The sequence below is a fragment of the Exiguobacterium sp. ZOR0005 genome (assembly GCF_000798975.1).
Lineage (GTDB): Bacteria > Bacillota > Bacilli > Exiguobacteriales > Exiguobacteriaceae > Exiguobacterium > Exiguobacterium aurantiacum.
The window spans coordinates 1-24,503 of sequence record NZ_JTLB01000015.1 but is presented as its reverse complement, the minus strand read 5'-3'; the positions used below and the strand labels follow the sequence as shown (position 1 = coordinate 24,503).

19 protein-coding genes are annotated in these 24,503 nt (G+C 54.1%); 15 read left to right on the top strand and 4 right to left on the bottom strand.

Translation table 11 applies throughout. The annotated features are described in order from the left end of the window. The first annotated feature begins 53 nt into the window (after nt 1–53). The 13 genes from L971_RS06635 (at nt 54) to L971_RS06575 (ending at nt 15,566) form a co-directional block, all read left to right on the top strand. Nucleotides 54–914 (top strand): NAD-dependent epimerase/dehydratase family protein, encoded by an 861-nt coding sequence (locus L971_RS06635; RefSeq protein ID WP_047375053.1) that lies wholly within the window; start codon nt 54–56, stop codon nt 912–914. Nucleotides 915–953: 39 nt separating this feature from the next. Then, complete coding sequence (locus tag L971_RS06630; RefSeq protein ID WP_047375052.1) at nt 954–1,763, top strand: hypothetical protein; 810 nt, start codon at nt 954–956, stop codon at nt 1,761–1,763. A 122-nt stretch (nt 1,764–1,885) separates the two neighbouring features. Continuing rightward, entirely contained in the window at nt 1,886–3,037 is a 1,152-nt protein-coding gene (locus tag L971_RS06625) for an ROK family transcriptional regulator (RefSeq protein WP_047375050.1), read from the top strand. A 166-nt stretch (nt 3,038–3,203) separates the two neighbouring features. Beyond that, nucleotides 3,204–3,650, top strand: coding sequence for a hypothetical protein (locus tag L971_RS06620; protein ID WP_047375048.1), 447 nt, complete (start codon nt 3,204–3,206; stop codon nt 3,648–3,650). Between the two features lie 24 nt (nt 3,651–3,674). After that, entirely contained in the window at nt 3,675–4,976 is a 1,302-nt protein-coding gene (locus tag L971_RS06615; RefSeq protein ID WP_231557573.1) for an ABC transporter substrate-binding protein, read from the top strand. Between the two features lie 64 nt (nt 4,977–5,040). Then, nucleotides 5,041–5,997, top strand: a complete 957-nt coding sequence (locus L971_RS06610; protein WP_052200316.1) for a carbohydrate ABC transporter permease — start codon at nt 5,041–5,043, stop codon at nt 5,995–5,997. Between the two features lie 12 nt (nt 5,998–6,009). Continuing rightward, on the top strand, nt 6,010–6,795 hold the full coding sequence (locus L971_RS06605) for a carbohydrate ABC transporter permease (RefSeq protein WP_047375044.1): 786 nt from the start codon (nt 6,010–6,012) through the stop codon (nt 6,793–6,795). An 18-nt stretch (nt 6,796–6,813) separates the two neighbouring features. Next, the gene (locus L971_RS06600; RefSeq protein WP_047375043.1) at nt 6,814–8,802 is read left to right on the top strand and encodes a beta-galactosidase; all 1,989 of its coding nucleotides are present in this window, start codon (nt 6,814–6,816) and stop codon (nt 8,800–8,802) included. Then, nucleotides 8,799–10,865, top strand: a complete 2,067-nt coding sequence (locus tag L971_RS06595) for an alpha-galactosidase (RefSeq protein ID WP_047375041.1) — start codon at nt 8,799–8,801, stop codon at nt 10,863–10,865. Before L971_RS06600 ends, L971_RS06595 begins: the two co-directional genes overlap by 4 nt. Nucleotides 10,866–10,887: 22 nt before the next feature. Next, nucleotides 10,888–12,072, top strand: a complete 1,185-nt coding sequence (locus L971_RS06590) for a galactokinase (RefSeq protein ID WP_047375039.1) — start codon at nt 10,888–10,890, stop codon at nt 12,070–12,072. Then, nucleotides 12,069–13,070, top strand: a complete 1,002-nt coding sequence (gene galE, locus L971_RS06585) for a UDP-glucose 4-epimerase GalE (protein ID WP_024370742.1) — start codon at nt 12,069–12,071, stop codon at nt 13,068–13,070. Before L971_RS06590 ends, galE begins: the two co-directional genes overlap by 4 nt. Further along, nucleotides 13,067–14,581 (top strand): UDP-glucose--hexose-1-phosphate uridylyltransferase, encoded by a 1,515-nt coding sequence (locus L971_RS06580; RefSeq protein ID WP_052200315.1) that lies wholly within the window; start codon nt 13,067–13,069, stop codon nt 14,579–14,581. The genes galE and L971_RS06580 overlap by 4 nt, the downstream gene beginning before the upstream one ends. Nucleotides 14,582–14,603: 22 nt before the next feature. Further along, the gene (locus L971_RS06575) at nt 14,604–15,566 is read left to right on the top strand and encodes an aldose epimerase family protein (protein WP_047375037.1); all 963 of its coding nucleotides are present in this window, start codon (nt 14,604–14,606) and stop codon (nt 15,564–15,566) included. Nucleotides 15,567–15,657: 91 nt separating this feature from the next. Here the strand turns inward: L971_RS06575 and L971_RS06570 are convergent, their stop codons facing one another. Genes L971_RS06570 through L971_RS06555 form a run of 4 tightly spaced genes read right to left on the bottom strand, consistent with a single transcriptional unit; the run spans nt 15,658 to nt 22,864 of the window. Next, on the bottom strand, nt 15,658–18,276 hold the full coding sequence (locus L971_RS06570) for a hypothetical protein (RefSeq protein WP_156111504.1): 2,619 nt from the start codon (nt 18,274–18,276) through the stop codon (nt 15,658–15,660). Between the two features lie 42 nt (nt 18,277–18,318). Then, on the bottom strand, nt 18,319–19,656 hold the full coding sequence (locus L971_RS06565; RefSeq protein WP_052200313.1) for a PD-(D/E)XK nuclease family protein: 1,338 nt from the start codon (nt 19,654–19,656) through the stop codon (nt 18,319–18,321). A gap of 17 nt (nt 19,657–19,673) precedes the next feature. Continuing rightward, the gene (locus tag L971_RS06560) at nt 19,674–21,179 is read right to left on the bottom strand and encodes a hypothetical protein (protein WP_047375033.1); all 1,506 of its coding nucleotides are present in this window, start codon (nt 21,177–21,179) and stop codon (nt 19,674–19,676) included. Further along, complete coding sequence (locus tag L971_RS06555; protein ID WP_047375030.1) at nt 21,176–22,864, bottom strand: hypothetical protein; 1,689 nt, start codon at nt 22,862–22,864, stop codon at nt 21,176–21,178. The genes L971_RS06560 and L971_RS06555 overlap by 4 nt, the downstream gene beginning before the upstream one ends. A gap of 108 nt (nt 22,865–22,972) precedes the next feature. On the opposite strand from L971_RS06555, the gene L971_RS14820 reads away from it, so the two are divergent. Continuing rightward, nucleotides 22,973–24,154, top strand: coding sequence for a transglutaminase domain-containing protein (locus tag L971_RS14820; protein ID WP_197053167.1), 1,182 nt, complete (start codon nt 22,973–22,975; stop codon nt 24,152–24,154). Between the two features lie 164 nt (nt 24,155–24,318). Continuing rightward, nucleotides 24,319–24,503 (top strand): hypothetical protein (locus tag L971_RS06545; protein WP_047375029.1); only part of this gene is annotated, 185 nt, incomplete at its 3' end.

Below are 24,503 nucleotides of genomic sequence, written 5' to 3'. Positions count from 1 at the left end.
TGCTTCATGCCTTCGGCTGGAACGGTTGTATTTTTTTATGAGGAGGCAGGACGTTGAGACAAGTATTAATCACAGGCGCCAACAGTTATGTCGGCAATACGTTCAAACAGTGGATTGAGGCAAACTATGCGGACGACATTCAAGTCGATACGGTCGGGATGAAGAACGGGGAATGGAAAGAGAAGTCATTCGTTGGGTATGACGTGATTCTCCATGCGGCCGGGATCGCCCACGTCTCGACGGACAAGAGTATGGAAGACTTGTACTATAAAGTGAACACCGATTTGACGGCCGAGGTCGCGGCGAAGGCGAAGCGAGACGGCGTAAGACAGTTCATCTTCCTGAGCAGCATGATTGTGTACGGGGATGCTTCGAACGCCCAGATGATCACGAAAGACACGGAACCGAAGCCGACGAACTTCTACGGCAACAGTAAACTCCAGGCCGAGAAAAAACTTGAGGAACTCGCGGACGAGAACTTCCTCGTCGCGAACGTCCGTCCGCCGATGATTTACGGTAAGGGCTCGAAAGGGAACTACATCAAACTCGCCGGGCTCGCGCGAAAAGTGCCGCTCTTCCCAGACTATACGAACCGCCGCAGCATGATCCACGTCGACAACCTGGCGGAGTTTTTGACACTCCTCATCATCCATGAAGATCACGGCACGTTCCATCCGCAAAACGCCGACTACGTCTGTACGTCCGAGCTCGTGAAGACGATTGGTTCGGTCCACGGCAACCACGTCCGGACGACGGGGCTCTTCAACGGGATCATCAGTACGCTCGTCGACAAGAACATGACGATGAACAAGCTGTTCGGCGACTTCGCCTATGCGAAGGAGTTGTCTGCGTATCCGCATGACTATCACGTTCGGGACTTCTTTGACAGTATCGTTGCGACTGAAGTCAGATAGTTTAATGCAGAAAGATAAATTTAGAACTATGGAGGGTAAATGAAGATTAAAGCCATTAATTTTTTAAAAGATTATAGAATCGTTTCATTATTGATTATGATTACACTGGCAGTTGTAGCGTTTATAGTATGGACTGTGTATTCGAACAGCAACTGGATAGGGTTCTGGGGTAGTATCATTGGTTCATTCTTGGGGGTCATGGGAGTTTTTTCTACCATGAGATGGGATCAACAGAAAAGGGAAGAAGAAAGAAAACAGGATATATTTTTATCAAATAAGGAAATATATATTGAACTTATAACTACTTTAAAAAAATCTAGCATTAGTACTATTGCTTTAGACCTCAACAAGTTGAAGCGAAGTAGAGATTGGCACAGTCTGAATAAACACAACAAAATTCAAATAAATAAAGTTTTATCTGAACACTGTAAAATAAATGAAGATGAAGGTCTGGAGTCCACATTACGTACATATATAATTGAAAACATTGATTTCGAATTCACAGAAGAAAAACCAGACAGAGGTAGAGATGGTGAAGATTACTTTTTAAAGGATTATGCTATTGACGGATTGCTTAGTGTGCTCTTTACAAGAATTAAAAAAGATATTGAATTTGTATCTGATATGGAAGAAATTTTAATATCTCAAGAGGATCTCCAAAAAACGATGTCGATTTATTTAGGGTTATCAAGTTTCACAAAAAATTCCGAAAGTATATACGATTCTCTTCTCGATTTATTTGATTCTAATATCTGGAAAAGTTATAAAGAGGGTAGAGAAGAGATGTTTCAACACATTGATAATATTAAAAAAGAGTTAATAGTGAGACTCGAGGAGGCACATAGGTAATCTTGTATAAGATAAACATGAAGAAAAGTATTTATATCTCTCACTATTGGTGAACCAATTTCAAAATATAGTTTGAAAAAATGATACAATTTATGAAAAGCACAGAAATGGGTGGAACAGTTATGGGGAAGACGACACCACGGAACTCGAAATGGATGCGGACGTATAACCGCTCGCTCATCCTCCGGCTCATCCGGCTCCATCAGCCGGTGTCCCGGGTCGAGCTCGCCAAAGAGACGAATTTGACGAAGCCGACGATCTCGAACATCGTCAACGAACTGAAAGAAGAAGGGTTGATCAATGAGCGTGAGCTCGGCGTATCGAGCGGCGGGCGTCGGCCGATCATGCTCGAACTCGCGGCGAGCGACCGTTTCGTCATCGGCATCGATGCGACGCAGCGCAAGCTGCACGGCGTCGTCACGAACATCCACGGGGAACTGCTCGGCGAGGCGTGGCACGACGAACGGTTCGACACGAACGACGAGTTCATCGAGGCAATCGTCACGCTCTACATCGAACTCGCCGGCAAGGCGGCAGGCGACGTGATCGGACTTGGGGTGTCCGTTCACGGGATGGTCGAGGCCGGCGACGGCGTCGTCTTGTTCGCGCCACGCTTCCATCTTCACGACATCCCGCTCAAGCGGGAGCTCGAGACACGGCTCAAACAGAACGTCTTCGTCGAGAACGACGTCCGGACGCTCGCCCTCGGTGAGCTGTATTTCGGCGAGGCGATCGGCATCGACGAGTTCTTCTACGTGTACGCCGGCTACGGCATCGGCGGCGCCTACGTCCACGGCGGGGAGCTGATTGACGGGGAGCACCATATCGCCGGAGAGATCGGCCACATGCGCATCATGCTCGACGGGCCGATCTGCTCGTGCGGCAACCGCGGCTGCTTAGAGGCCGTCGCCGGGGAACGGGCCATCTTGAACGAGGCGCTCCAGTCGAACGACGACTTGACGCTCGACGTGCTCCGCGACCGAGTGAAGGATGACGCGGACGTCCGCGCCTTGTACGAGCGGGCCGGGGAATTTATCGGTATCGCCACGCTCAACATGATCCATCTGTTGAACCCGAGACGGATCCTCCTCGGCGGGCCGCTGTTCAACTATGCGCCGAACGTCGTCGCGAACATCCAGGAGCGGGTCGCCCAGACTGCGCTCACAATCGACGCTCGTCAGACCGACATCCGCGTCGTCCCATGGAACGCCGACCACGGCGCGCTCGGGGCGGCGGCCTTGATCACGAACCAGCTGTTCCGGGAAATCCAATGAAGCCACGCATCGTCTTTCTAACTTGGAAAGGCGATTTTTCATTTCTTTCGAAGAAAGCGTTTACAAGATTTTAAGCGGTGTGCTATAGTGTGTTTGTAGTTAGATAATAAATTTAATTTACTAAGAAAGGGGTGACACTCTCGGGAACACGTCTGGAGGGGTAATGATGCAAAAAGAGACACCATTGAAAGACCAGTTTCACGACATATTCGGCCGTTACGGGGCGACCCGCATCTTCAGTCGGGACGGTTCAACGTTTAGCGAAATGGAAGCGCTAACAGGCACTGGCACCGACATCGTCATCACCCGCTCGCGGCGAGACGGCATCTTCCGGCTCTATGACGAGGCGACCCGGGACATTCGCTTGTTCCGCGTGTCGAACTTATCGCGCGACGCGAGGACGGACGAAGCGGACGGGTTGTTCGAGTTGTTGCTCTGGCGCTTGAAGGAGCAAGACGCGCTGCCGTTCGGGGCGGACTTATATGTCGTCGGGCCATATATAGACGGGCCGAAACTCGATATCGAACTGATTGCCTATACGTTGACACGGCTCGGCGACAAGCCGATGCCGGCACCACTCATTCGGGAACTATGCCACCGACTCGTGGCGTGACTACACATTCAAAGGAGAATGACCATGAAGAAATCGACCATCGCACTCGCATCATCTGTACTCGTCCTCTCATCGCTACTCGCAGCCTGCGGCGACAAGGAACAGGCGGCCGCCACAACGGAAGACGGCAAGCCGATCATCAACTGGTGGGGCTGGGCTCCACAACCGGAAGTCGGCGAGGCACTCGCGGAGGCGTTCAACGAATCGCAAGACGACTACGTCGTCAAGTTCAAGCGCCTCGAGGACTATGAGCAGCAGCTCCAAGTCGCGATGCTCGGCGGCGACGGCCCGGACGTCATCGGCTTGAAAGAACCGATGATCCCGCAATACAAAGACCGCCTCGTCCCGGCGAAAGACTACATGGACAAAGCGGCCGGTGAAGGCTGGCAAGACAAGTTCATCGAGCTCGGCGTCGAACAGACGACGGTCGACGGCGAACAGATGGCGGTGCCGGTCGGCTTCACGGGCCAGGCGTACCTCATGTACAACAAGACGATTCTCGACAAGTACGGCGTGACACCGCCGAAGACGTATGACGAGACGGTCGAGGCGATCGAGACGATCAACGCCGGTGGCGATCGCATCATCCCGCTCCAACTCGGCGCGAAAGACGCCTGGGTCGGCACGGACGTGTTCAACGTCTTGAGCCACCAGGTCGCACCGGGCTACATCCAGAAAGTGCTCGCAGGCGAAGCACAGTGGACGGACGACGAGATGGTCGAGACGGCCGAGCTTTGGCAGAGCCTCTTCGCCGACAAAGTGTTCCAAGAAGGCGCTTTGGGTCTTGCGACATACATGGACGGCATGAACAACTTCTTCGACCAGAAAGTCGCGATGTGGGTCATCGGCTCGTGGGAAGCCCACTCGATGACGACGGTCGAGAAGCGTGACAAGTGGAACAACTTCGAAGACGAGATCGGCTTCGTCCCGCTCCCGAACCTCGCCGGAGGCACGGAGCAACCGGTCATCGCCTCAATCGACATGGCGCTCGGCGTGAACAAAGAGTCAGCGCAACAAGACGGCGCGGCCGCATTCATCGCCTATATGACACAAGGTGAGGGCCAGTCGCTCTACATGGAGAAGTTCGAGATGGCACCGGCCATTGCAGACATCGAAGTCGACTACGAGGACAAGTTCACGAACGACGTCGAACGCGAATCGTATGAGATTTTGAACGAGACGGTGAAGAACGCCGTCGCGGGCCGCGGTATCCGTGACCCACGCGTCTATGACACGCTCGGCAAAGAGCTTCAAAACATCGCCGCCGGCCAAGACGCCAAACAGGCGCTCGAGCGCATCCAAGCGATCGCCGACCAAGGTAAATAATCATCCGAGCGCCAGTAGCCAGTCTCGCTGGCGCTCGATTCTTTGAAGAGAGTGAGGGAACCTTATGCAACAACCTACCGAATTGAAGGAAGACGGCCGGCCGACCGGTTTGAACGTGCCGCCGAAACAGCCCGACCCGGTCCGGAAGAAGGCACAGATGAAGAAGAACCTCGTCGGTTGGGCGTTCGTCGCCCCGACCGTCCTGTTCGTCATGGCGTTCATCTATTACGGGATTTTCTATAACGCCTACCATTCGCTCTTCTCATGGGACGGCATCTCGTTCGAGAAAGTGTTCATCGGCTTCGACAACTTCGCCCGCATGTTCCGCGACCCGGAATTTTATAGCGCGTTGAAGAACACCGGCATCTTCACGGTGTTGACGGTGACGATCCAAGCGGGCATCGGTCTCGTGTTGGCGTACTTGCTCCACACGAAAGGGGCCGGCCGGACGTTCTTCAAATCGGTGTTCTTCTTCCCAGTCGTCTTGAGCCCGGTCGTACTCGGTGCGGCGTTCTCGCAGATTTATGACTTCCAGTTCGGCTACATCAACGAATTCTTGCGGTCGGTCGGTCTCGGCTCGCTCGCCCAGAACTGGCTCGGCGACCAGGACGTCGCCCTCTACTCGATCATCTTGATCAACATCTTCCAATGGACGGGCTCGTCGATGATCATGTACTACATGGCGATGCTCGCCATCGAGCGTGAAGTGTTCGAGGCGGCCAACATCGACGGCGCCGGCTTCTGGCGCACGCTCTGGAGCGTCGTGTTCCCGAACTTAAAAGGGACGACGTTCACGCTGACGATCCTCGGGGTCATCGGCGGACTGAAGACGTTCGACATCGTCTGGATCTCGACGCAGGGCGGGCCGGGTAACTCGACCGAGGTCATCTCGACGTACTTGTTCCGGAAATCGATGCTCCACCAAGAGGTCGGCTACGCGAGCGCCATCGCCGTCATCTTGCTCATCATCGCGCTCAGCATCACGTACTTCCAGACACGCGTACAGAAGAAAATGGACTAAGGAGGCCCACACATGGAAATTCAAACGAAAAAAGGCAGATGGCTGACGAATATCGGCCTCTCGCTCATGGCCGTCATCTGGCTGTTCCCGATCTTCGTCATGTTCAAGGAGAGCCTCCGGGTGAACGGGTTCAGCAACTATATCGCGACGCTACAGAACCCGAACTTCCCACAGTTCGTCTTCAACAGTTTCTTCGTCGCGTTCTTCATGATCACGATCTCGATCACGTTCCTCGCCTTCGCGGCGTTCGGCTTCTCGAAGCTCGAGTTCGCCGGGAAACGGCTGCTCTTCAACCTCGTCCTCGCCGGCCTCATGCTCCCGGTCGCGTCGCTCATCGTCCCGCTCTTCTTCACGCTGCGGACGCTCGACGGACTGAACAGCTACTGGGGACTGATCGGCGCCGAGGTCGCGTTCTTCCTCCCGTTCGGTTTAATGCTCATCAAGAGCTACTTCGACGAGTTACCGAACGAATTGATGGAAGCGGCCCATATCGACGGGGCGACGACATTACAGATCTTCTATAAGATCATGATGCCGCTCGCCAAGCCCGCGCTCGCCACGGCGACGATTTACGCCTTCCTCAACTCATGGAACGAGTACTTGATGGTGCTCACGTTCATGACGGACCCGGCGAAACAGACGGTGACGATGGCGCCGACGTTCTTCACGGAAGCGCTCGGTGGCGACCCAGGGAAACTATACGCCTCGCTCGTCTTGATCAGCTTGCCGACGATGGTGTTCTATATCTTCTTCCAACGCTTCTTACAGAAAGGCATGACGTCAGGGGCGGTCAAATAATCGATTGAGGTGAATGCAATGTATTTAGGAGTAGACTACTATCCAGAACAGACGGACCGCGCCCTTTGGGGTGAGGACGTCCGCTTGATGAAAGAGCTTGGCGTCAACGTCATCCGCATGGCCGAGTTCGCATGGACGATGATGGAGCCGGCCGACGGCGAGTTCGACTTCTCGTTTTGGGACGAGGTCGTCGAAACGTTCGGCGAACAGTTCGACATCATCCTCGGCACGCCGACGGCGACACCGCCCGCATGGATGATCGAGGCGCACCCGGACATCTTGCCGGTGACGGCGGACGGGGTCCGCATCAGCTTCGGCGCCCGTCGCCACTATACGGTGAACAGCCCGGTGTACCGCGAGTATTGCGAACGCATCACGCAAAAGATGGCCGAGCGCTACGGCAAACACCCGCGCGTCATCGGCTGGCAGACGGACAACGAGTACGGCCATGAGAAATCGGACCGCTCGTACGGCGATGTCGACCAAGTCGCGTTCCAGACGTGGCTACAGGAGCGCTACGAGACGCTCGACGCGTTGAACGCCGCCTGGGGGACCGTCTTCTGGAGCCATACGTACACGGCATGGACACAGATTCCGGTCCCTCGCACCGTGTTCCAAGAACACAACCCGTCGCTCCTCGTCGACTTCGACCGCTTCTGCTCGGACGCGTACCGCTCGTTCAACAAGCTCCAAGTCGACACGCTCCGCCCGCTCATCCATGACGACGCGTTCATCACGCACAACCTCGTCTATAGCGACATGGCGATCAACCAGCAACAGATGGCCCAAGACCTCGACTACGTCTCGTTCGACAACTATCCGGTCTGGGGCGGACTGCCGGAGCCGAACCGGTTCGAGAAGACGGCGCACGACCACGACTTGTGCCGCTCGTCGAAACAAGGGAAAGGCTTCTGGGTGATGGAACAGCTAAGCGGCGCCCAAGGCTGGAGCCGCATCGGCTACTTGCCGCGCCCGGGCCATATTCGGCTCTGGACGCATCAGGCCGTCGCCCGCGGCGCCGAGGCGATCGTCTATTTCCGCTTCCGGGCCGCCGACTTCGGGACCGAGGAGTTCTGCCACGGCATCATCGACCATGACGGCAAGCCGAAACGGAAGTTCAAGGAAGTGCAGCACGTCATGTCGGAATTGCACGCGCACGGCGACATGATCAACGCCGCCGAATATAAGGCCGACGTCGCCGTCTACTACGACCAAGAGAACCTGTGGGCGTGGACGCACCAGCCGCACTCGGACGCGTTCAACTTCAAACAAGAGTTCGTCCGTTTCTACGGAGCGGCCGTCCGCCAAGGCGTCAACACGGACATCGTCTTCCCGGGTGACGCGCTCGACAACTACAAACTCGTCGTCGTCCCGCTCTATTTCCTCGGAAATGAGACGTTCGACGCGACGCTAATCAACTACTTAGAGAGTGGCGGCAACGTCATCTTCACGTACCGGACCGGCGTCAAAGACCCGCTCAACCGGTGCCACAACTTGACGCTTCCAGGCAAGTTCGCCAAATACGCCGGTATCGAGGTCGACGAGTACGAGAGCCTCCAAGCCGTCCAGTCGAACGAGGTGAAGCTCGGCGATCAAGTGTCGACGGCGAACATCTGGTGCGACTTGATCACGCCCGTTGGCGCCGAGGTGCTCGCGACGTACGGGCAGGCATTCTATCAAGGGACGGCCGCCGTCACGCGCCACTCGGACAAAGGCGACGTGACGTACATCGGCTCGTCGGTCGACGATGCGATGCTCGACACGATTTACAACGAGGCGCTCACGCGCGCCGGTATCGACGCGAAGCGCCTCCCGGACGACGTCGAGAAAGTCGACCGCCACGGCGACGGCTACGTCATCCGCTTCTATCTAAACCATTCGACGGAATTGACGTCATCGGTCGATGTGACCGGGAACTGGAAGACGCTCGACGGGGACGCCGTCTCAGGGAAGCTCGAGCTCGAACCGCTCGACGTCGTCATCTTGAAGCAGGAGGTGGGCGTATGATCTACCACTTCGACGACCGCTTCGTGATCGAAGGGAAGGGCCTTGCCTACGTGTTCGACGTCGACGCACGCGGCCGGCTCGTCCATCAATATCTTGGTGGCCGGCTGCATGAATCCGACTACGCCGAATTGCCGGACGCGCGCGTCCTGCACTCGTCGTTCGAGACACCAGAAGGCGTCACCGCGTACGAGTTCGCCTCGTTCGGCGACCTCGTCTACACCGAGCCGACGCTAAAGAGCGAGACTTCGGGTGAACGCCTGCACGCCTTCACGCTTCAAGACGCCCGCATCGACGGCGACACGCTCGAGCTCGACTTGGTCGATTCGATTCAACGGCTGACGGTGACGCTCCACTTCACGGTGTATACGGCGTACGACATCATCGAGCGCAACATGACGGTCAAGGCGGAAGCAGAGACGACGCTCGAGAGCGTCCAATCGTTCAGCCTCGGCCTCATCGACCGCACGCTCCGCCTCAGCCACTTCAGTGGGCTGTGGACGGGCGAGTTCCAGCTCCAACAAGGCGAGCTGCTTCCGGGCAAGAAGACGATTGAGAGCCGCCGCGGTCTAACGAGCCATCAAAGCAACCCGTGGTTCGCCTTGGACGACGCGGCGACGGAAACGCACGGAGAAGTCATCTACGGCTTCCTCGGCCATTCCGGCAACTGGGCCATCCATTTCGAACGCGACCAGTTCGGCTTCACGCAAGTGACGGGCGGGCTCAATCCGTTCGACTTCGCGAAGACGCTCCAGGCAGGCGAGGCGTTCACGACGCCGTCTGGCTATATCGGGTACACACAACAAGGCTTCGGCGCCATGAGCCGGAACGCGCACGACTTCGAGCGCGACGTCATCATGCCAGAGGCGACGCGCGAGACGCTCCGCCCGGTCCTCTATAACTCGTGGGAGGCGACATATTTCGACGTCAGCGAGGACGGGCAGAAGCGGCTCGTCGATGAGGCGGCGAAGATCGGCTGCGAACTGTTCGTCGTCGACGACGGCTGGTTCGGCGAGCGTCACTCGGACGCGGCCGGGCTCGGCGATTGGCACGTCAACACGAAGAAGTTCCCGAACGGGCTCGACCCGCTCATCCGTTACGTCGAGGAGAAAGGCCTCCAGTTCGGCCTCTGGGTCGAACCGGAGATGGTCAACCCGGACAGCGACTTGTATCGGGCCCACCCGGACTGGATTTACCACACGGACGGACGGCCGTCGACGACGTCGCGTAACCAGTTCGTGTTGAACTTGGCGCTCCCGGAGGTCGAGGCGCACGTGACCGGTCTGTTGGACGATTTGCTTTCGAAACACGCGATCCGTTACATCAAATGGGACATGAACCGCGCTTTCTCGGAGCCCGACAGCCCGCGGTTACGTGACGCGAAAGAACTGTGGCTCCGCCACACCGAGGCCGTCTATCGCATTCTCGATACGCTCCGGGAAAGACATCCGGGCGTCGCCTTCGAGTCATGTGCCGGCGGCGGGGGACGGATTGACCTCGGCGTGCTCACACGCGTCGAACAAGTATGGACGAGCGACAACACCGACGCGCTCGACCGGCTCGCGATTCAAGAAGGATTCTCTTACGCCTACAACGCCAAGATGATGAGCTGTTGGGTGACGGACGCGCCGAACTGGCTGAACGCCCGCGCCTTGCCGCTCGCCTACCGGTTCGTCAGCGCGATGCAAGGCACGCTCGGCATCGGTGGCAACTTGCTCGAATGGAGCGATGAGGACTTGGCCGAGTCGAAGCGATGGATCGAGACGTACAAGTCGATCCGCCCGCTCGTGCAACACGGGACGAGCTACCGTCTCGCCTCGCTCAAGACGGACGGTTTCCACGCGATGGGCTACACGGACGGGGAAGACTACGTCGCCCTCGTCAACGCCGACCGGCGGCACTACGGGCGAAACAAACTCCGCGTCAAACTCGCCGGGCTCGACCCGGAGAAGACGTACTCGTATGACGGCAAAGCGTTAAGCGGCCGTTACTTGATGCAACAAGGGATCACACTCACACAACACATAGACTATGACGCTTACTGCCTGGTGATTCGCCCGGCGTGAGCGATGGAAGGGATGGAGCCGTATGCTTTCATTTGATTTAGAACGCCTGTATGACCAGTTCGAGACTGTGTTCGGAGCGGCGCATGAGCGCACGTTCTTCGCACCGGGCCGCATCAACTTGATCGGCGAACACACGGATTATAACGGAGGACACGTCTTCCCGTGCGCGATCACGTTCGGCACATACGGACTCGTGCGGAGGCGGGAGGACGACTTAATCCGCGTCTACTCGCTCAATTTCGAGGACGTCGGGGTCGTCACGTTCCCGCTCACAGATGACGCCTACACGGCGGCACACGACTGGGCCAACTACGTGAAAGGGGTCGTCGCGCTTTTGAAGCGGGACGGGCACGAAGTCGGCGGGTTCGATTTCCTCCTCGCCGGCAACATCCCGAACGGGGCGGGCCTGTCCTCGTCGGCCTCGCTCGAACTTGTCACGGCGTTCATGATCAATGACGTATATCGGCTCGGCCTAGACAAACTCGACCTCGTCCGCCTCGGCCAACGCGTCGAGAACGACTTCATCGGCGTCAACTCCGGCATCATGGATCAGTTTGCGATCGGCATGGGGAAGGCGGACCACGCCATCCTGCTCGACTGCGACACGCTTCATCATGACTACGCACCAATCAAACTCGACGGCTATGACATCGTCATCATGAACACGAACAAGCGCCGCGAACTCGCCGACTCGAAATATAACGAGCGCCGCGCCGAGTGCGACCGCTCGCTTGAACTGTTGAAATCCCATTTCGCGATTGACGCACTTGGCCAACTGTCGACCGCCGAGTTCGAGACGGTCAGCAGATTACTTCCGGACCCGCTCCGAAAACGGGCACGTCACGCCATCACCGAGAACGAGCGGACGAAGCTCGCCTTCACCGCGCTCGAAGAAGGACGGCTCGAGGCGTTCGGTGAACTCATGAACGCGTCGCACACGTCGCTACGAGACGACTATGAAGTGACCGGGATCGAGCTCGACACGCTCGTCGCGGCGACACAACAGTGTGACGGTGTCATCGGTGCCCGCATGACGGGGGCTGGATTTGGTGGTTGCGCCATCGCCATCGTCGAGAAGGCGGCGACCGAGGCGGTCATTCAGGCCGTATCGACCGTGTATGAAGCGGAGATTGGCTACGCGCCGACTTGTTATATCGCGTCCGTCGGGGACGGCGCCCATGAACTGGTAGAGGAGGAAGTGAAATGAGTGTACTCGTCGTCGGCGGGGCCGGTTATATCGGCTCCCATGCGGTCCGCGCCTTGCTCGCGCGCGGACGTGACGTCGTCATCATCGACAACTTACAGACCGGCCATATCGAGTCGGTGCCGGATGAGGTGACCTTCTATGAAGGGGATATCCGCGACCGGGCGTTCATGGACGAGACGTTCCGCCGTGAATCAATCACGGACGTGCTCCATTTCGCGGCCAACTCACTCGTCGGCGAGTCGATGGACGAACCGCTAAAGTATTACGACAACAACGTCTTCGGCACGCAAGTGTTGCTCGAGACGATGCGGAAGCACGGCGTCGGGCGCATCGTTTTCTCCTCGACGGCCGCGACGTACGGCGACCAGGATGAGATGCCGATCCGTGAGACGGCCGAGACGAACCCGACGAACACGTACGGGGCGACGAAGCTCGCGATGGAGACGATGATGAAATGGTGCGACCGCGCCTTCGGCATCCGTTTCGTCGCACTGCGCTACTTCAACGTCGCCGGTGCCCATCCGTCCGGTGAGATTGGTGAGGACCATACGCCGGAGACGCACCTCATCCCGCTCGTGCTCCAAGTCGCGAACGGTCAGCGCGAGGCGATCACCGTCTTCGGTGATGATTATGCGACGCCGGACGGCACGTGCATCCGCGACTACATTCACGTCACCGACCTCGTCGACGCACACGTGCTCGCCCTCGACTATTTGGAAGCGGACGGTGCGAGCGATGTGTTCAATCTCGGAACGGAGACCGGTTTCTCGGTGCTCGAGATCATCGAGGCGGCCCGCCGGACGACCGGTCACGCCATCCCGGTCAAGACGGGCGAACGTCGCGCCGGAGACCCGGCGATGCTGATCGCGTCACCGGACAAGGCGAAACGTGTCCTCGGCTGGAAGCCGGAACGTTCGACGATTGAGACGATTTTAACGGACGCCTGGAACTGGCACGCGGCGCGTCCGAATGGCTATAAGGAAGGGGTGAGACGATGATTGACGCAACGATTGAAGCGCTCGTGAACGCGGCGATTGACGCCGGCCTCATCACCGAGCAGGACCGCATCTATTCACGAAACCGTGTCCTCGCGAAACTCAATAAGCTCGACTTCGAGGCGCCGACGTTCGTGCCGCAAGACACGATCCCAGATTTACTCGAGACGCTCGCGGGCGAGGCGGTGAAGTCGGGGCTGATTGAAGACTTGCTCGAGGAGAAAGATCGGTTCATGGCCGAGGTCATGGACGTGTTCGTCTCGAAGCCGTCTGAAGTGACGAGCACGTTCGAGGCGCTCCGGGCGACGGACGTGACGGCGGCGACGGATTTCTTCTATAGAATGAGTCAGGCGTCAAACTACATCCAAACGAAGCGGATCGCCAACAACATCAGCTACAAGACGCCGACGCGCTACGGCACGCTCGACATCACGATCAACCTATCGAAGCCGGAGAAGGACCCGCGCGAGATCGCCCGGGCCCGCCTGCAACCGGCGCCGGAGACGAACTATCCGAAAGGGTTGCTTGCGATTGAAAACGAAGGGTACGGCGGACATTTGAAACATCCGGCCCGGGCGAACCATCGCATCATCCCGCTCACGCTCGGCGGGGAGGCGTGGTCGTTCCAATACTCGCCGTACTTGTACTACAACGAGCACTCGATCCTGCTGTCGAACGAGGTGCGCGACATGGTCATCGACCGCGCGGCGTTCGAGCGCCTGCTCGACTTCACGACCCAGTTCCCGCACTACTTCGCCGGGTCGAACGCGGACTTGCCGATCGTCGGCGGCTCGATTTTGACGCACGACCATTACCAGGCCGGCCGCTACCGGTTTGCGATGGACGACGCCAAAGTCGTCGAGACGTATCGTTCGGACCGCTACGACCAAGTCGAGATTGAGACGCTGTTCTGGCCGCTGTCGGTCGTCCGGCTCCGTTCACGGCAAAAAGAGCAACTCGTCATGCTTGCGAACCAACTGCTCGGTCATTGGCGCGAGTACGCCGACGGCGACATCGTTCCGTATTCGGGTGAGACGCGCCACAACACGGTGACGCCGATCGCGCGGCGTCGGGACGGACGGTACGAGCTCGACCTCGTCCTTCGCAACAACCGGACGAGCGAAGCGCATCCGGACGGCATTTTCCACCCGCACGCCGACGTCCATCACATCAAACGTGAGAACATCGGCTTGATCGAAGTGATGGGGCTCGCCGTCTTGCCGGCTCGGCTGAAGACCGAGCTCGAACAAGTCGTCCGCTACGTGGACGGGGAAGACGTCATCGTAGCCGACATGCATAAGGCGTGGGCCGAGTCGCTCAAAGAAAAATCGGGCGACGCGCGCCACATCGTCGAGCAAGCCGTCGGCGACAAGTTCGTCAAATGTCTCGAGAACGCCGGTGTGTTCAAACAGACGACTGACGGACAGGCCCGTTTCAATGCGTTCATGCGTTCCTTGTTGAGCCACGTCGATAAAGTGGAGTACGGCACGCCTTCTACGGGAATGAACAGATAAACTAGTCGAAGTAGGTGAGCGAGTGAAACAAGCAACGATTGAAAACGCGAACGGCATGCGCCTGTCGGCCATCGATTATGGCTGCGCCATGACCGAGTTGACGGCGCCGGACCGGGACGGGAACTATGAGTCCGTCATCTTGAAGTACGGTGACCCGAAACAATACTTAGAAAACCCGGTCTATCTGGGTTCTGTCGTCGGGCGCATCGCCGGACGGATCCGCAACGCCGAGATTGATGGGGTGGCCTTGACCCCAAGCGAGGACCCACATCATATTCACGGCGGTGAGGAGGGCATCACGGCCCGGTATTGGGACATGGACGTCGACGGACAAGCGATCGTCTTCACGTACCTCAGTCCGGACGGGGAGGAAGGTTACCCGGGAAATGTCCGCTTCAAAGTCATGTATGAACTGACGGACGACGATGCGCTCGTCGTCACGATGACGGCCGATACGGACGAACGGACGTGGGTCAACTTGAACCACCACAACTATTTCAACCTCGGCGGCCGGCCGACGGTGCACGATCACGTGCTGACACTGCCGGCCGATCACGTGGCCCGTTTGGATGAGGAGTCATTGCCGACGGGCGAGTTGCTCGAGGTCAATGCGACACCGTTCGACTTCCGGGCTGGGAAAGAGATCGGCGCGGCGATTACGTCCGAGGACGAGGCGATCGTGAAGGCTGGTGGACTGGATCATCCGTTTCTCTTGAAGGAAGGGACGACACGACTCCACGACCCGGTATCTGGACGTGTCATGGACGTCGAGACGAACCAGCCGGTCATGGTCGTCTATACGGCGAACTTCTTAAGTGAAGAGACGCCGGTGACGCTCGAAGGACGGCAAAAGCATAGCGCGATTTGTTTAGAGGCCCAAGCGTTCCCGGACGCGCCGAACCATCCAGAGGTGGCGACGTCGATTGAACTGAATCCAGGGGAGTTGTATTACTCGAGGACGGTGTATCGGTTTGGGGTGGAGTAAATAAAAACAGAGCAGCTTATCGGATGGTGGTATCACCAAACATTAAGTTGCTCTGTTTTGTTATTTCATTTTTAATATAGGCACCTAATTTTTATGAGATGTTGACTTGGTCATACGTGGTGGACATTTGGTAATGTGACGTCGATTGAAGGGCGTCCCCTAAGCAATCATACACATCTCCTAACATTTGATGGGTTCTTTGGAGACTATTGTTCAAATAAATATAGTCCGGAGTATACTCCACCATTTTTTCATAAAGATGAAGTGACTGTTGTAAGTGAGACAATGCAGATTCAAAGTTATGCTGCTTCATCAATCCTTTACTAAAATGAGTATACAGCGAAGCGTGTCTATTTCTTGAGCTGGCGCGATAAGGTGACAGTTGCTCAATCGTTTCAAACACATTCACAGCTTGGCGGAATAGTATTTCAGCCTTCTCGAAATCAGCATCGTCAATCTTGTGAATCATGTAATCGACGAGGGCATGTCCTTTTTTCTCTAAGCATTCTACAAACGTACTTGATTTTTTCAGCACGTGATTATACATCTGAATGGCTCTTGTGAAATGAGCATCTTTAAGTTCGGGATCTTGGTGATATTCAGCTAGTCGTTTATGCATCATCCCATAATTGACTATCGTCCAATAGTCGTTCTCATCCGTTACATGTTGCATCGCCTGTTCATACGCTTGAAGGGAATGAACGTAGGCCTCGAATTGGACAAGTGACTTCTCGGCGCCATAAGCCTCACCCAACTTTTCGTAAGCCAATCCCATATTGGCGTAGAGAGTGGCCGAACCTGGATGTAAGCTGATCCCCTTCTCGCAGTGGACGAGCGCGAGTTCATAGAGCCGGATGGCTTGGTCGCCTTTATCGTAACGAAGCTTCAGCTTTCCGAGGCGAATGTACGAGAGCGAGAATGAACTGAAATAGGCTATATCTACATAATCGCCAGAATCGGACGATATGATTTCTTCCAATAGACGAGAGGCCTTATCGTAACGAGACATTTGAATATAAATCTCAGCCATGTTCGATTTGGTCTCTAAAATCGATAATGTGTTTGACGGTAGCGCGAGAAGGTGTTGAAGTGCAACATCGTAGACCTCCAAGGCAGCTAGATAGTCTCCTTGGTAAAACAAGAGATCTCCTTCTAGACGATGAAGCGGCCCTAATTGCTTTGAGTCGGACAGACTATGGATGGCGTCCGTAATCGCCTGACCGATACTTATTACATCTCGGGTCGACTTATAACGATTCACGTACTCCATCATCCAAGCAACATACGCATCGAGCTCTTCCGAATGAGCGCCATGGAAGGAAGCTTCTTTAAACAAGTCGTTGATGAGATGTGGATGAGCTGTATCTTCAAGTTGTTCAAGGTAGTATGCCCACATGAATGAGTGGATGCGACGTGTGAAATAGCCGTTACTTGATTGTTTCAATTCTTCTATCAGGCATTTCCGCATGAGCGGATGGATTTGCCAACCTTGATGCTCCTCTTCGAGGATGAATGACGAGGTGATTAAGTGGTCATATGCCGTGACTGGAAATCCCGTGTTAAATTCTTTCATTAATTTAATGTAAAGATCGAGTGACCAAAAATTAGGGACAGCTAATACTTTAAGCGTTTCACGTTCGTTCAAGTCTAAGCAATCAAGAAACTTTTTAGAGATTTCGAGCGGTGAGTTCGAGCGAGGGTCGACCACGAACTTGCTTTGATTGGATTTTTGATACATATCAACCATTAAATCTAAATAGTATGGTACTCCGTAGCTCATTCTCGCGATATCATGCAACGAGTCTTCACAGTCTATCCCGCAAGCTTGTAGAAACATCAAGCAATCATCATCCGGCAATTCGTTTAACTGATGTGTACTTACCGAAGGTCCATCTTCCCAGCTCATTTTATCGCGACTTCCGACGACCCAAATGATGCTCGGGAGTGTTTTAATTAAATGTTGAACCCAATTGAGTGCGGTAGACGATCGTCCACGATGTCTTTGTGAAGATTGGTAGAACAACTCATATGAATCAAAGAATATCACGAATGGATGACTTAGTTGTGATGTATGGATGTGGCGTAAAATATCCGTTTTAAAGTAATGGAGTAATAGGTCCTCTGTTTCAATAATAGACTTATCTTCTAGCGTTGTGAGAATTGCTTTCGATTCCTTGGACCACACAGGGTGACTTGTAAATGCATCCTCAATCTTTTTGAGGAGTGGTGGAACGATTGAGAAGTAAGGGACGACCTCCAGTTCAGAGATGAATTTTTCCAGCAGGCTGCCCTCGTCCAAAAATGGGATGGCACTTTCTTTAGCATTTGGAAGAAAGCCAGGGTTCAACTTCTTCCAAAACACCGAGTACGCCAGTTCAAAGCTCCGAAACGGAATCTTATAACGTTGATGAAGATCCTTTTTCATCTGAAGTAATGCGCTGGAAAGGCGATGGTGATCGGTGTTCTCGAAATTGATATGTGTATACATCACGTCACAATTGGACTGAACCAATTCCTCCGTCAGTTTGCGCAATAATGCAGTTTTTCCAATCCCTCCAAGCCCGAAATAGTTCAGAATCATCGGCTCTCTTCGTAATGCATCGTATGTAGCAAGTGCCTCATGAAATGCAGTCGCATGTTCTTCGCGGTCCGTAAAAATCCGGTTTGCGACGGTAAGATGGGGACGCAAATTAAATGAAGATGGTGGCATATCATTTTCCCTTTCGAAATAAAATTCATGAGTCATTCTAAATTAAAGTCCGACTGATGATTGATCATATAACGAACGCAACACATCGGTCACCGTCAGATTGAAAGAATGGAACGGGGGGGCGTCAATCAATGTCGTCATCGCGTCTTTAACTGCAGTTGTGTTCGTCCAATCCGATACGTCGACCGTTTCGGTATAGATACGGGTGAACTTTTTCCCTTCTTGCTTTCCTGACTTCAAGAACGCGATGTCTTTTGCTTCGAGTGCCTCGAGGAGCGGGAGTCGTTCCGAATAGTCGATTGGACCGACCTCGACGTATAGCTTGAGACGTTTACTGCCTTTGCGCTCGAACCAGATGATGAGGCCGTAGTTGAGCCAATAGCGTTTCAAACGATGCATGTGCTGTAACGAAGGCAACCAGTCATCCATCACAAAGTGCGGGACGCGTGTATGTGCAGAGTAGGTCGTGATGTTCTGTTCTCTTACGAACTCGAGAAACGCTTGGGGAATGATATTACCACCGGTTTTGAAGATGTAGTCAATCGTTTGTCGCTTTCGATCATAGATGAGCCTTAGATGATGCTTCGTTGCTTCATCGAACGTGGCGAGCATGTTGACCGCTTGGCGGAGCTCGATTTGTTTTTGCTTCGCCGGATTGGCGTTCGCATACAGTAAATGAATCGCCGATGTGTAGTCTTGGTAGAGTTGCAGTGCCGTCTCCATCGTTGCCTCATCATCGACGAGTCGCTCTTCGAGGAGCGCGACATAGTACGACAAGAAGTCGTGAATGTTATCGGCGATCGTTGCCCGGTTCAATTCGAGTTCATGTGTGATGATGGCGAGCACATCCTCATACGTCAACATCCAATACGCCTCGTGAGAGGGTGCGTCACCGGATAAGGTCAGGAAAACCGGAAGTACGTTCCGATCCGGATAGTATTCCTTCACACTCGTTAAGTAACGATCGAGTTGACCTGCAGATTCAGTGGAATGAACCTTGTTTTCGATGAATAAGATCAAGTTCAACGTTGGGATCTCAATGAGCAAATCAATCGCGCCGATCCCATTTTTTGACCACTCTCGATGAACGATAACGTCTGATAAAGAGGCATGGGCAAACGATAAATAATCGAACGTATCGATTTTGTTTTCATTGTCTGCTTTCGTGATGAGATTCGTAAGTACTTTGCGCAGGAAAACGCTATCGAGTCGATGGTTCTCATTTGGATCGAACAACCATGCGAGCACGTTCGAATGACGAATCTCGTATTTGGCGACACGGAGTACTTTGAACGGGTTGAACGCATTGAACTGTTGATCGAGTTTGTTGAATTCGGGCGTGTTCTCAAGCTGTAAGATGGTATCAAGTGAGTATGTCATATTGGACTCCTTCATTGTCAGTATGCACCGCTAAGTTTTTTCCATTCTTGGTCGAGATGGGCGTCGACCGCTTTCCAATCGTACACGTCTTTCCCGAGCACATGCTTCAGTTCTTGCATCGAGGCGTATGCGAAACGGCTCCAGGCGACGTAGTTTAAGCGCGTCGCAAATAAAATTGGGACATTGCCGCTTCGGATGTAGGCATCCATCCCGTCGGTCAGGCAGAGGGCACCGTGGCCGACGAACAGCATCTTCCGAAGCGTCGGTTTGTTGCCGGCAGGAATCGATTCAAGCCAGCTGTTCTTATGGTAAAACAGGCTCTTCAAGCCCCAGAGCAGGCGGATGACGAGTTCGTTGAAGACGACCGGCACCGCCATCGCCACGCCGTGACGGGCATCATACCCGCTCTCGAACACTTTCGTCGAGAAGTCGGCAAACGAGAGCGTCTTCCCGTTATGCGAAACTTGGCCGAAGTCGGCGAATTGGAACAGCTCAAAGAACGGGAGCGGGATGCCGGCGCCACGACGACCGTTGTCGTGACCGCGCACCCCACTCGATCCTGATACGTCAGACAAGAGGTGGCCGAACCAGTTGGCGAACCCGGCGAACAGCTTAGCTAATAGGTTTCCGCCTTGTAATCGCTGCGTGCCGTCTTCTTTCGGTTCGAGTCGAAGCAGGCGACCGTCCGAGATGAAGCTCGCCTTGCCCGTGAATTGATCCAAAATTGAAAAGAACAAGCCGATGATGTCCGGTGCGTGGGCGAGTGATTTCAAATGGTGGTCCGACGGACGCATATTGAGTGTCGCTTCACCCATCTTCAAATCCCGCGCGTACCGCGCGTCATAGTTCACTTTAAAACGGCGCTCTAAAAAACCGATGGCACTCGCAATCGAATCCGGTTGTTTGCGGAGACGGGCCCCGTTCTTTTTGTCTTGTTTCCAGACGAGGTTGGCGAACTTGATGACGACGTTGTCGACTTTCTCGTCTGACCAACTCTGGAGTTTGCTGTCCGTCGGGGAACCGACAAAGAAACTGTCGATGAGGCCGGCGACAAGGCCACTGAAGGACGCGATCATATAATCGTAGCGGTCACATTCCGCTTCCTTCAGCAAAAAGTCTTCTTTAAACGTTGTCGCCAAGTCGTGCCTCTGCCGTGCTGTCAATAGATGGGCGAACGGGTCGTCAAGCCCGGTCACTTCATGTCTCGTCGCGTATATATCAAGGTTGGCCAAGTACACATCCCAAGAGACGTCGGAAACATGAATCGGCTCGAGGTCCTCAAACGTTGGGACGGCGAGTGACGTTAACTGAGTTGCCCCGGCTTGGGATGCCTGTCCATTCATAAGCCGCATCATGTCTTCGAACAACTGGTCGAGCACTTCAGACTGCGCGTCTTGCTTCCCTTCAAGTTGGCTCAAATGCGTCTGAACGTCACCTAGACGTTGTTCGGCTTTCGTGGCTTGGTGTTGTTGGGCGAGCAACGCCTTCGCCTTATCGGTTAGATTTTGTTCGGACCGGTTCATTTGTCACCGAAGACGTTTTTGACAAGACGCTTCGCCCCACCTGTCACCTCGGCCAGACCGCCGCCTGACATGTCAAAGTAGCCGATTGCTTGGAGCGATTCGTGTAACTGGTCCAACTCGTCGAGCGTGAGCGTCTCTTTCAAGACGAGCTCTTCCTCGGAACTGAACGTCGAGTCATCGAGCTGGACTGGTTCTGGCGTATAACATGCATATACGTAGTCACGAATTTTCTGATACGTCGGTTTTGACGTCAACTCGTCTAAACGGACCGTGCTCAGTTTCGAAGGGAGCTGCGTGATGATCTGTTCTTTCTGCGAGTGGACTTGTTTGTCGGCACTGAACTGAGCACTCTCATTGAGCATTTGGAGCATGTTCGACAGCTGATTGATCTTTTCTGAGTTGGCGTTACCATGCTGGATGGCAGCGACGAGTCGATTCGAGATCTCATTGATGTCCTCGAGCAGACAGTTAAGCGTTTGTTGCGTGTTGCGGATGATGGCCTGCAGCATGTATTCCCGCTGTTTATTGTTCTCGATGTCTTTCATTCCCGTGATTTTTTTCAACCCTTGATACGTACCGACCCCGATGACGACCAACACGCCGATGCCCGTGAACATGCTCGAGAAGCCGAGAAGCCCACCCATGCCGAGCGAGGCCAGGCCAGACGTTAAACCTGCCGCGCTCAATCCGACGACCGAACCTGATAAATAGATAGCGGTGAGTGGGACGCCGACTGCAGCTGCTTTCGCCGCCAAGTCTTTCATCGATTTGGCGATCTCTGAATCGTTTTTACGGAACGTCAAAATGTCCTCGTCGCTTTGGATGGCGCTAGTGATGAGTTCGATTTCTTCGCGCGAGATTGAGAGTACTTCTTTCAACTCTTCAAGAAACTTGTTCTCGAACCAAGCCGAGAGCGGGCGCTTCAGTTTAAATAGATAGAGTAAGTCTTTGAACAACGATTTCTCGACAATCGAGAAGTCGATGGTCGTTGACAAGTCGCGTAACTCGTCAATCAATGCGATTGTCGGTTCGTGTTCATTCGGATTGCTCAAATAGCCCCGAAGTTGCAAGCGATAGTCCGAACTGAGATGGATACGGGTGACGAGCGACATCAGTTCGCTATACTCTTCGGCATCAATCTGTTGATCATCGACGAACGTGAAGTTTGCCAAGACTTTTAAGTAGGTGAGCTTATACGCCTCGGGCAAGTCGGCGAGCGGGGTGACCTGTGAGACGTTGATGAGCTCGTCTTCCTTGTCTTTCAAAGCGGAAATCCCGTTCAATAGCTCGACGACGCCTTCGACGTTATACGTCGCAAGCTTGTCAGACAGACTGTAATCGTATTTCTCTGTGTGCATGACGATATGAAGTTTTTCTTTTCGCTTATCGTTCTTATATGTGACTTCACGGTCCAAATCGACGCGTTGCAAATCCTTGTAGTAGACGCAAATCGGCTTCTCGAGCAACGGTTTGAAATAGAAGCGGTCACCTAAAAACAGCATGCCTTCTTTACCGCTCTTAAAGAGCGTTGAATCGTATAAGACGACAACGTGTTCAGGAAGCGCGTCCTCCGCATAATTTTTAATGGCTCCGTTCAATTTTTTGTCGGGAATGTTCGGGGCGGCATGTGTGCCGTCGCCGAGTAGTGTGTGGGCGTATTCTTTCAAATATGTATTAATGTTCATCACGCAACACCTTCCATATATTGTTTATAAAGTTATTATATACTTATAGAGGATGCTGGGTAGGAAAAATATTCTAACTGGTAAAGAAGAATGCGAGGAGCGGCTATCGTGGAAATCATTATGTATATGTTGATTATGGGATTGAGCGGAGGAGTGGGTGTACTATTGTTCCGAACTGGGCGTGCGACAAGACTCGTTCAGCAGGCGTTGCGACGAGAACTGCGAACGATCGACGACGAATTGAAACGGGCGGAACATAACCCGGCCCGACAGTTTGACTTGCTCGATCCAATCTATCGAAAAGTCGTGTTTCAAGTCCACTCGAACGTGAAGATGAAACGAGCCGAATTGGAGCAACTTGTGAGCGATGAGTTGAATCGGTTAATCAAAAGTCGACGCTCGGCGGTCTGGTCTTCGATTGCGATGACAGGACGCAACGTGTTGGCGTTGATCATGTTGGGTGTGAGTGCGGTCGGCGGATATGCGACGTACCAAGAGGCGAAGATCATCGAGTGGCCGGGTTCGCGACAAGTGGTAAGTTCGTCGGCCACGATACTTGATGAAACGTTCGAATTGCCGAGCCAGATTGCTTCACCTGAGGAACTCGGGATGGCACTCGCCTATCACATGAGCCGATTCGATGAAACGTTCAGTATCCGTTACATCGGGAAGACGAAAGACTTTGAGGAGACGATGGATGCCGCGTGGGACTGGCTCGAGGCGAACCACATCTACGTCTTTCGCTTGTCGCGCGGCGGAGAGAGTCAATATCGGGATCACGGTGGCTATGTCGACCTCGACATGAAGTTGACGTACGACATGACGACAGAAGAGGCTCATCAGATCGCGGCCCGCGTCGAGCGCATCGTTCAAGAGATGCCGATCGGTCTGAACGACTTTGAGAAAGTGAAATACGTGAACGACTTCGTCGTGTTGAACACGGCGTATAACTTGGAAAGCGCAACGAGCCCATACACACCGTACTCGATATTGTTCAACGGGGAAGGTGTCTGTGAAGGGTACGCGCTGACGACGTTGCTTCTATTAGAAGCGGCCGGAGTCGAGACGCGATATATTTCAGGAGAAGTCGAAACTGGTCTTCACGCGTGGAGCCTCGTCAAGCTTGACGGGGAATGGTATCATTTGGACACAACGTGGAACGATCCGGTTCCGAACCAGCCGGGGAAAGTCGGGTACGACTATTTCTTAGTGTCCGATGCGACATTGCGAGCGGACCATACGTGGGAGGAAGGGAAGTATCCGGTGACGGCGATGGCGAACTATCAGTGAGGCAAGAGTGAAGCGATGGGGCTTCACTCTTTTTTTGTTGCAATCATACACTCGTTTTTAAAAACAGGTCATTCCGTTTTTAAGAAACATGCTATATTTTTATATGGGATTTATAGGATTAACATTCAAAAGTCTACATATATAGATAGGGAAGAGGGAAATTGATGAAGAAGTGGATAGCTCAACTCATCGTTGTGATGTTGGTGATGAGTTCGTTTCAGATGACAGGAAGTGCGATGGAGGATACGGAGGCACCTAATCTGATAAGTTATTCGATTGAGGAAGGTGAGTATACGATCGGGGACACCGTTAAGATTCAGGCAGTGGTCAAGGACGATATGGACCCGGC

Coding starts and splice junctions, on each gene's coding strand:
- L971_RS06560 (WP_047375033.1), bottom strand. CDS start 21,179: ATGAACCGGTCCGAACAAAATCTAACCGATAAGGCGAAGGCGTTGCTC.
- L971_RS06570 (WP_156111504.1), bottom strand. CDS start 18,276: ATGCCACCATCTTCATTTAATTTGCGTCCCCATCTTACCGTCGCAAAC.
- L971_RS06620 (WP_047375048.1), top strand. CDS start 3,204: ATGCAAAAAGAGACACCATTGAAAGACCAGTTTCACGACATATTCGGC.
- L971_RS06605 (WP_047375044.1), top strand. CDS start 6,010: ATGGAAATTCAAACGAAAAAAGGCAGATGGCTGACGAATATCGGCCTC.
- L971_RS06555 (WP_047375030.1), bottom strand. CDS start 22,864: ATGAACATTAATACATATTTGAAAGAATACGCCCACACACTACTCGGC.
- L971_RS06630 (WP_047375052.1), top strand. CDS start 954: ATGAAGATTAAAGCCATTAATTTTTTAAAAGATTATAGAATCGTTTCA.
- L971_RS06580 (WP_052200315.1), top strand. CDS start 13,067: ATGATTGACGCAACGATTGAAGCGCTCGTGAACGCGGCGATTGACGCC.
- L971_RS06610 (WP_052200316.1), top strand. CDS start 5,041: ATGCAACAACCTACCGAATTGAAGGAAGACGGCCGGCCGACCGGTTTG.
- L971_RS06615 (WP_231557573.1), top strand. CDS start 3,675: ATGAAGAAATCGACCATCGCACTCGCATCATCTGTACTCGTCCTCTCA.
- L971_RS06590 (WP_047375039.1), top strand. CDS start 10,888: ATGCTTTCATTTGATTTAGAACGCCTGTATGACCAGTTCGAGACTGTG.
- L971_RS06565 (WP_052200313.1), bottom strand. CDS start 19,656: ATGACATACTCACTTGATACCATCTTACAGCTTGAGAACACGCCCGAA.
- L971_RS06625 (WP_047375050.1), top strand. CDS start 1,886: ATGGGGAAGACGACACCACGGAACTCGAAATGGATGCGGACGTATAAC.
- L971_RS06595 (WP_047375041.1), top strand. CDS start 8,799: ATGATCTACCACTTCGACGACCGCTTCGTGATCGAAGGGAAGGGCCTT.
- L971_RS06600 (WP_047375043.1), top strand. CDS start 6,814: ATGTATTTAGGAGTAGACTACTATCCAGAACAGACGGACCGCGCCCTT.
- galE (WP_024370742.1), top strand. CDS start 12,069: ATGAGTGTACTCGTCGTCGGCGGGGCCGGTTATATCGGCTCCCATGCG.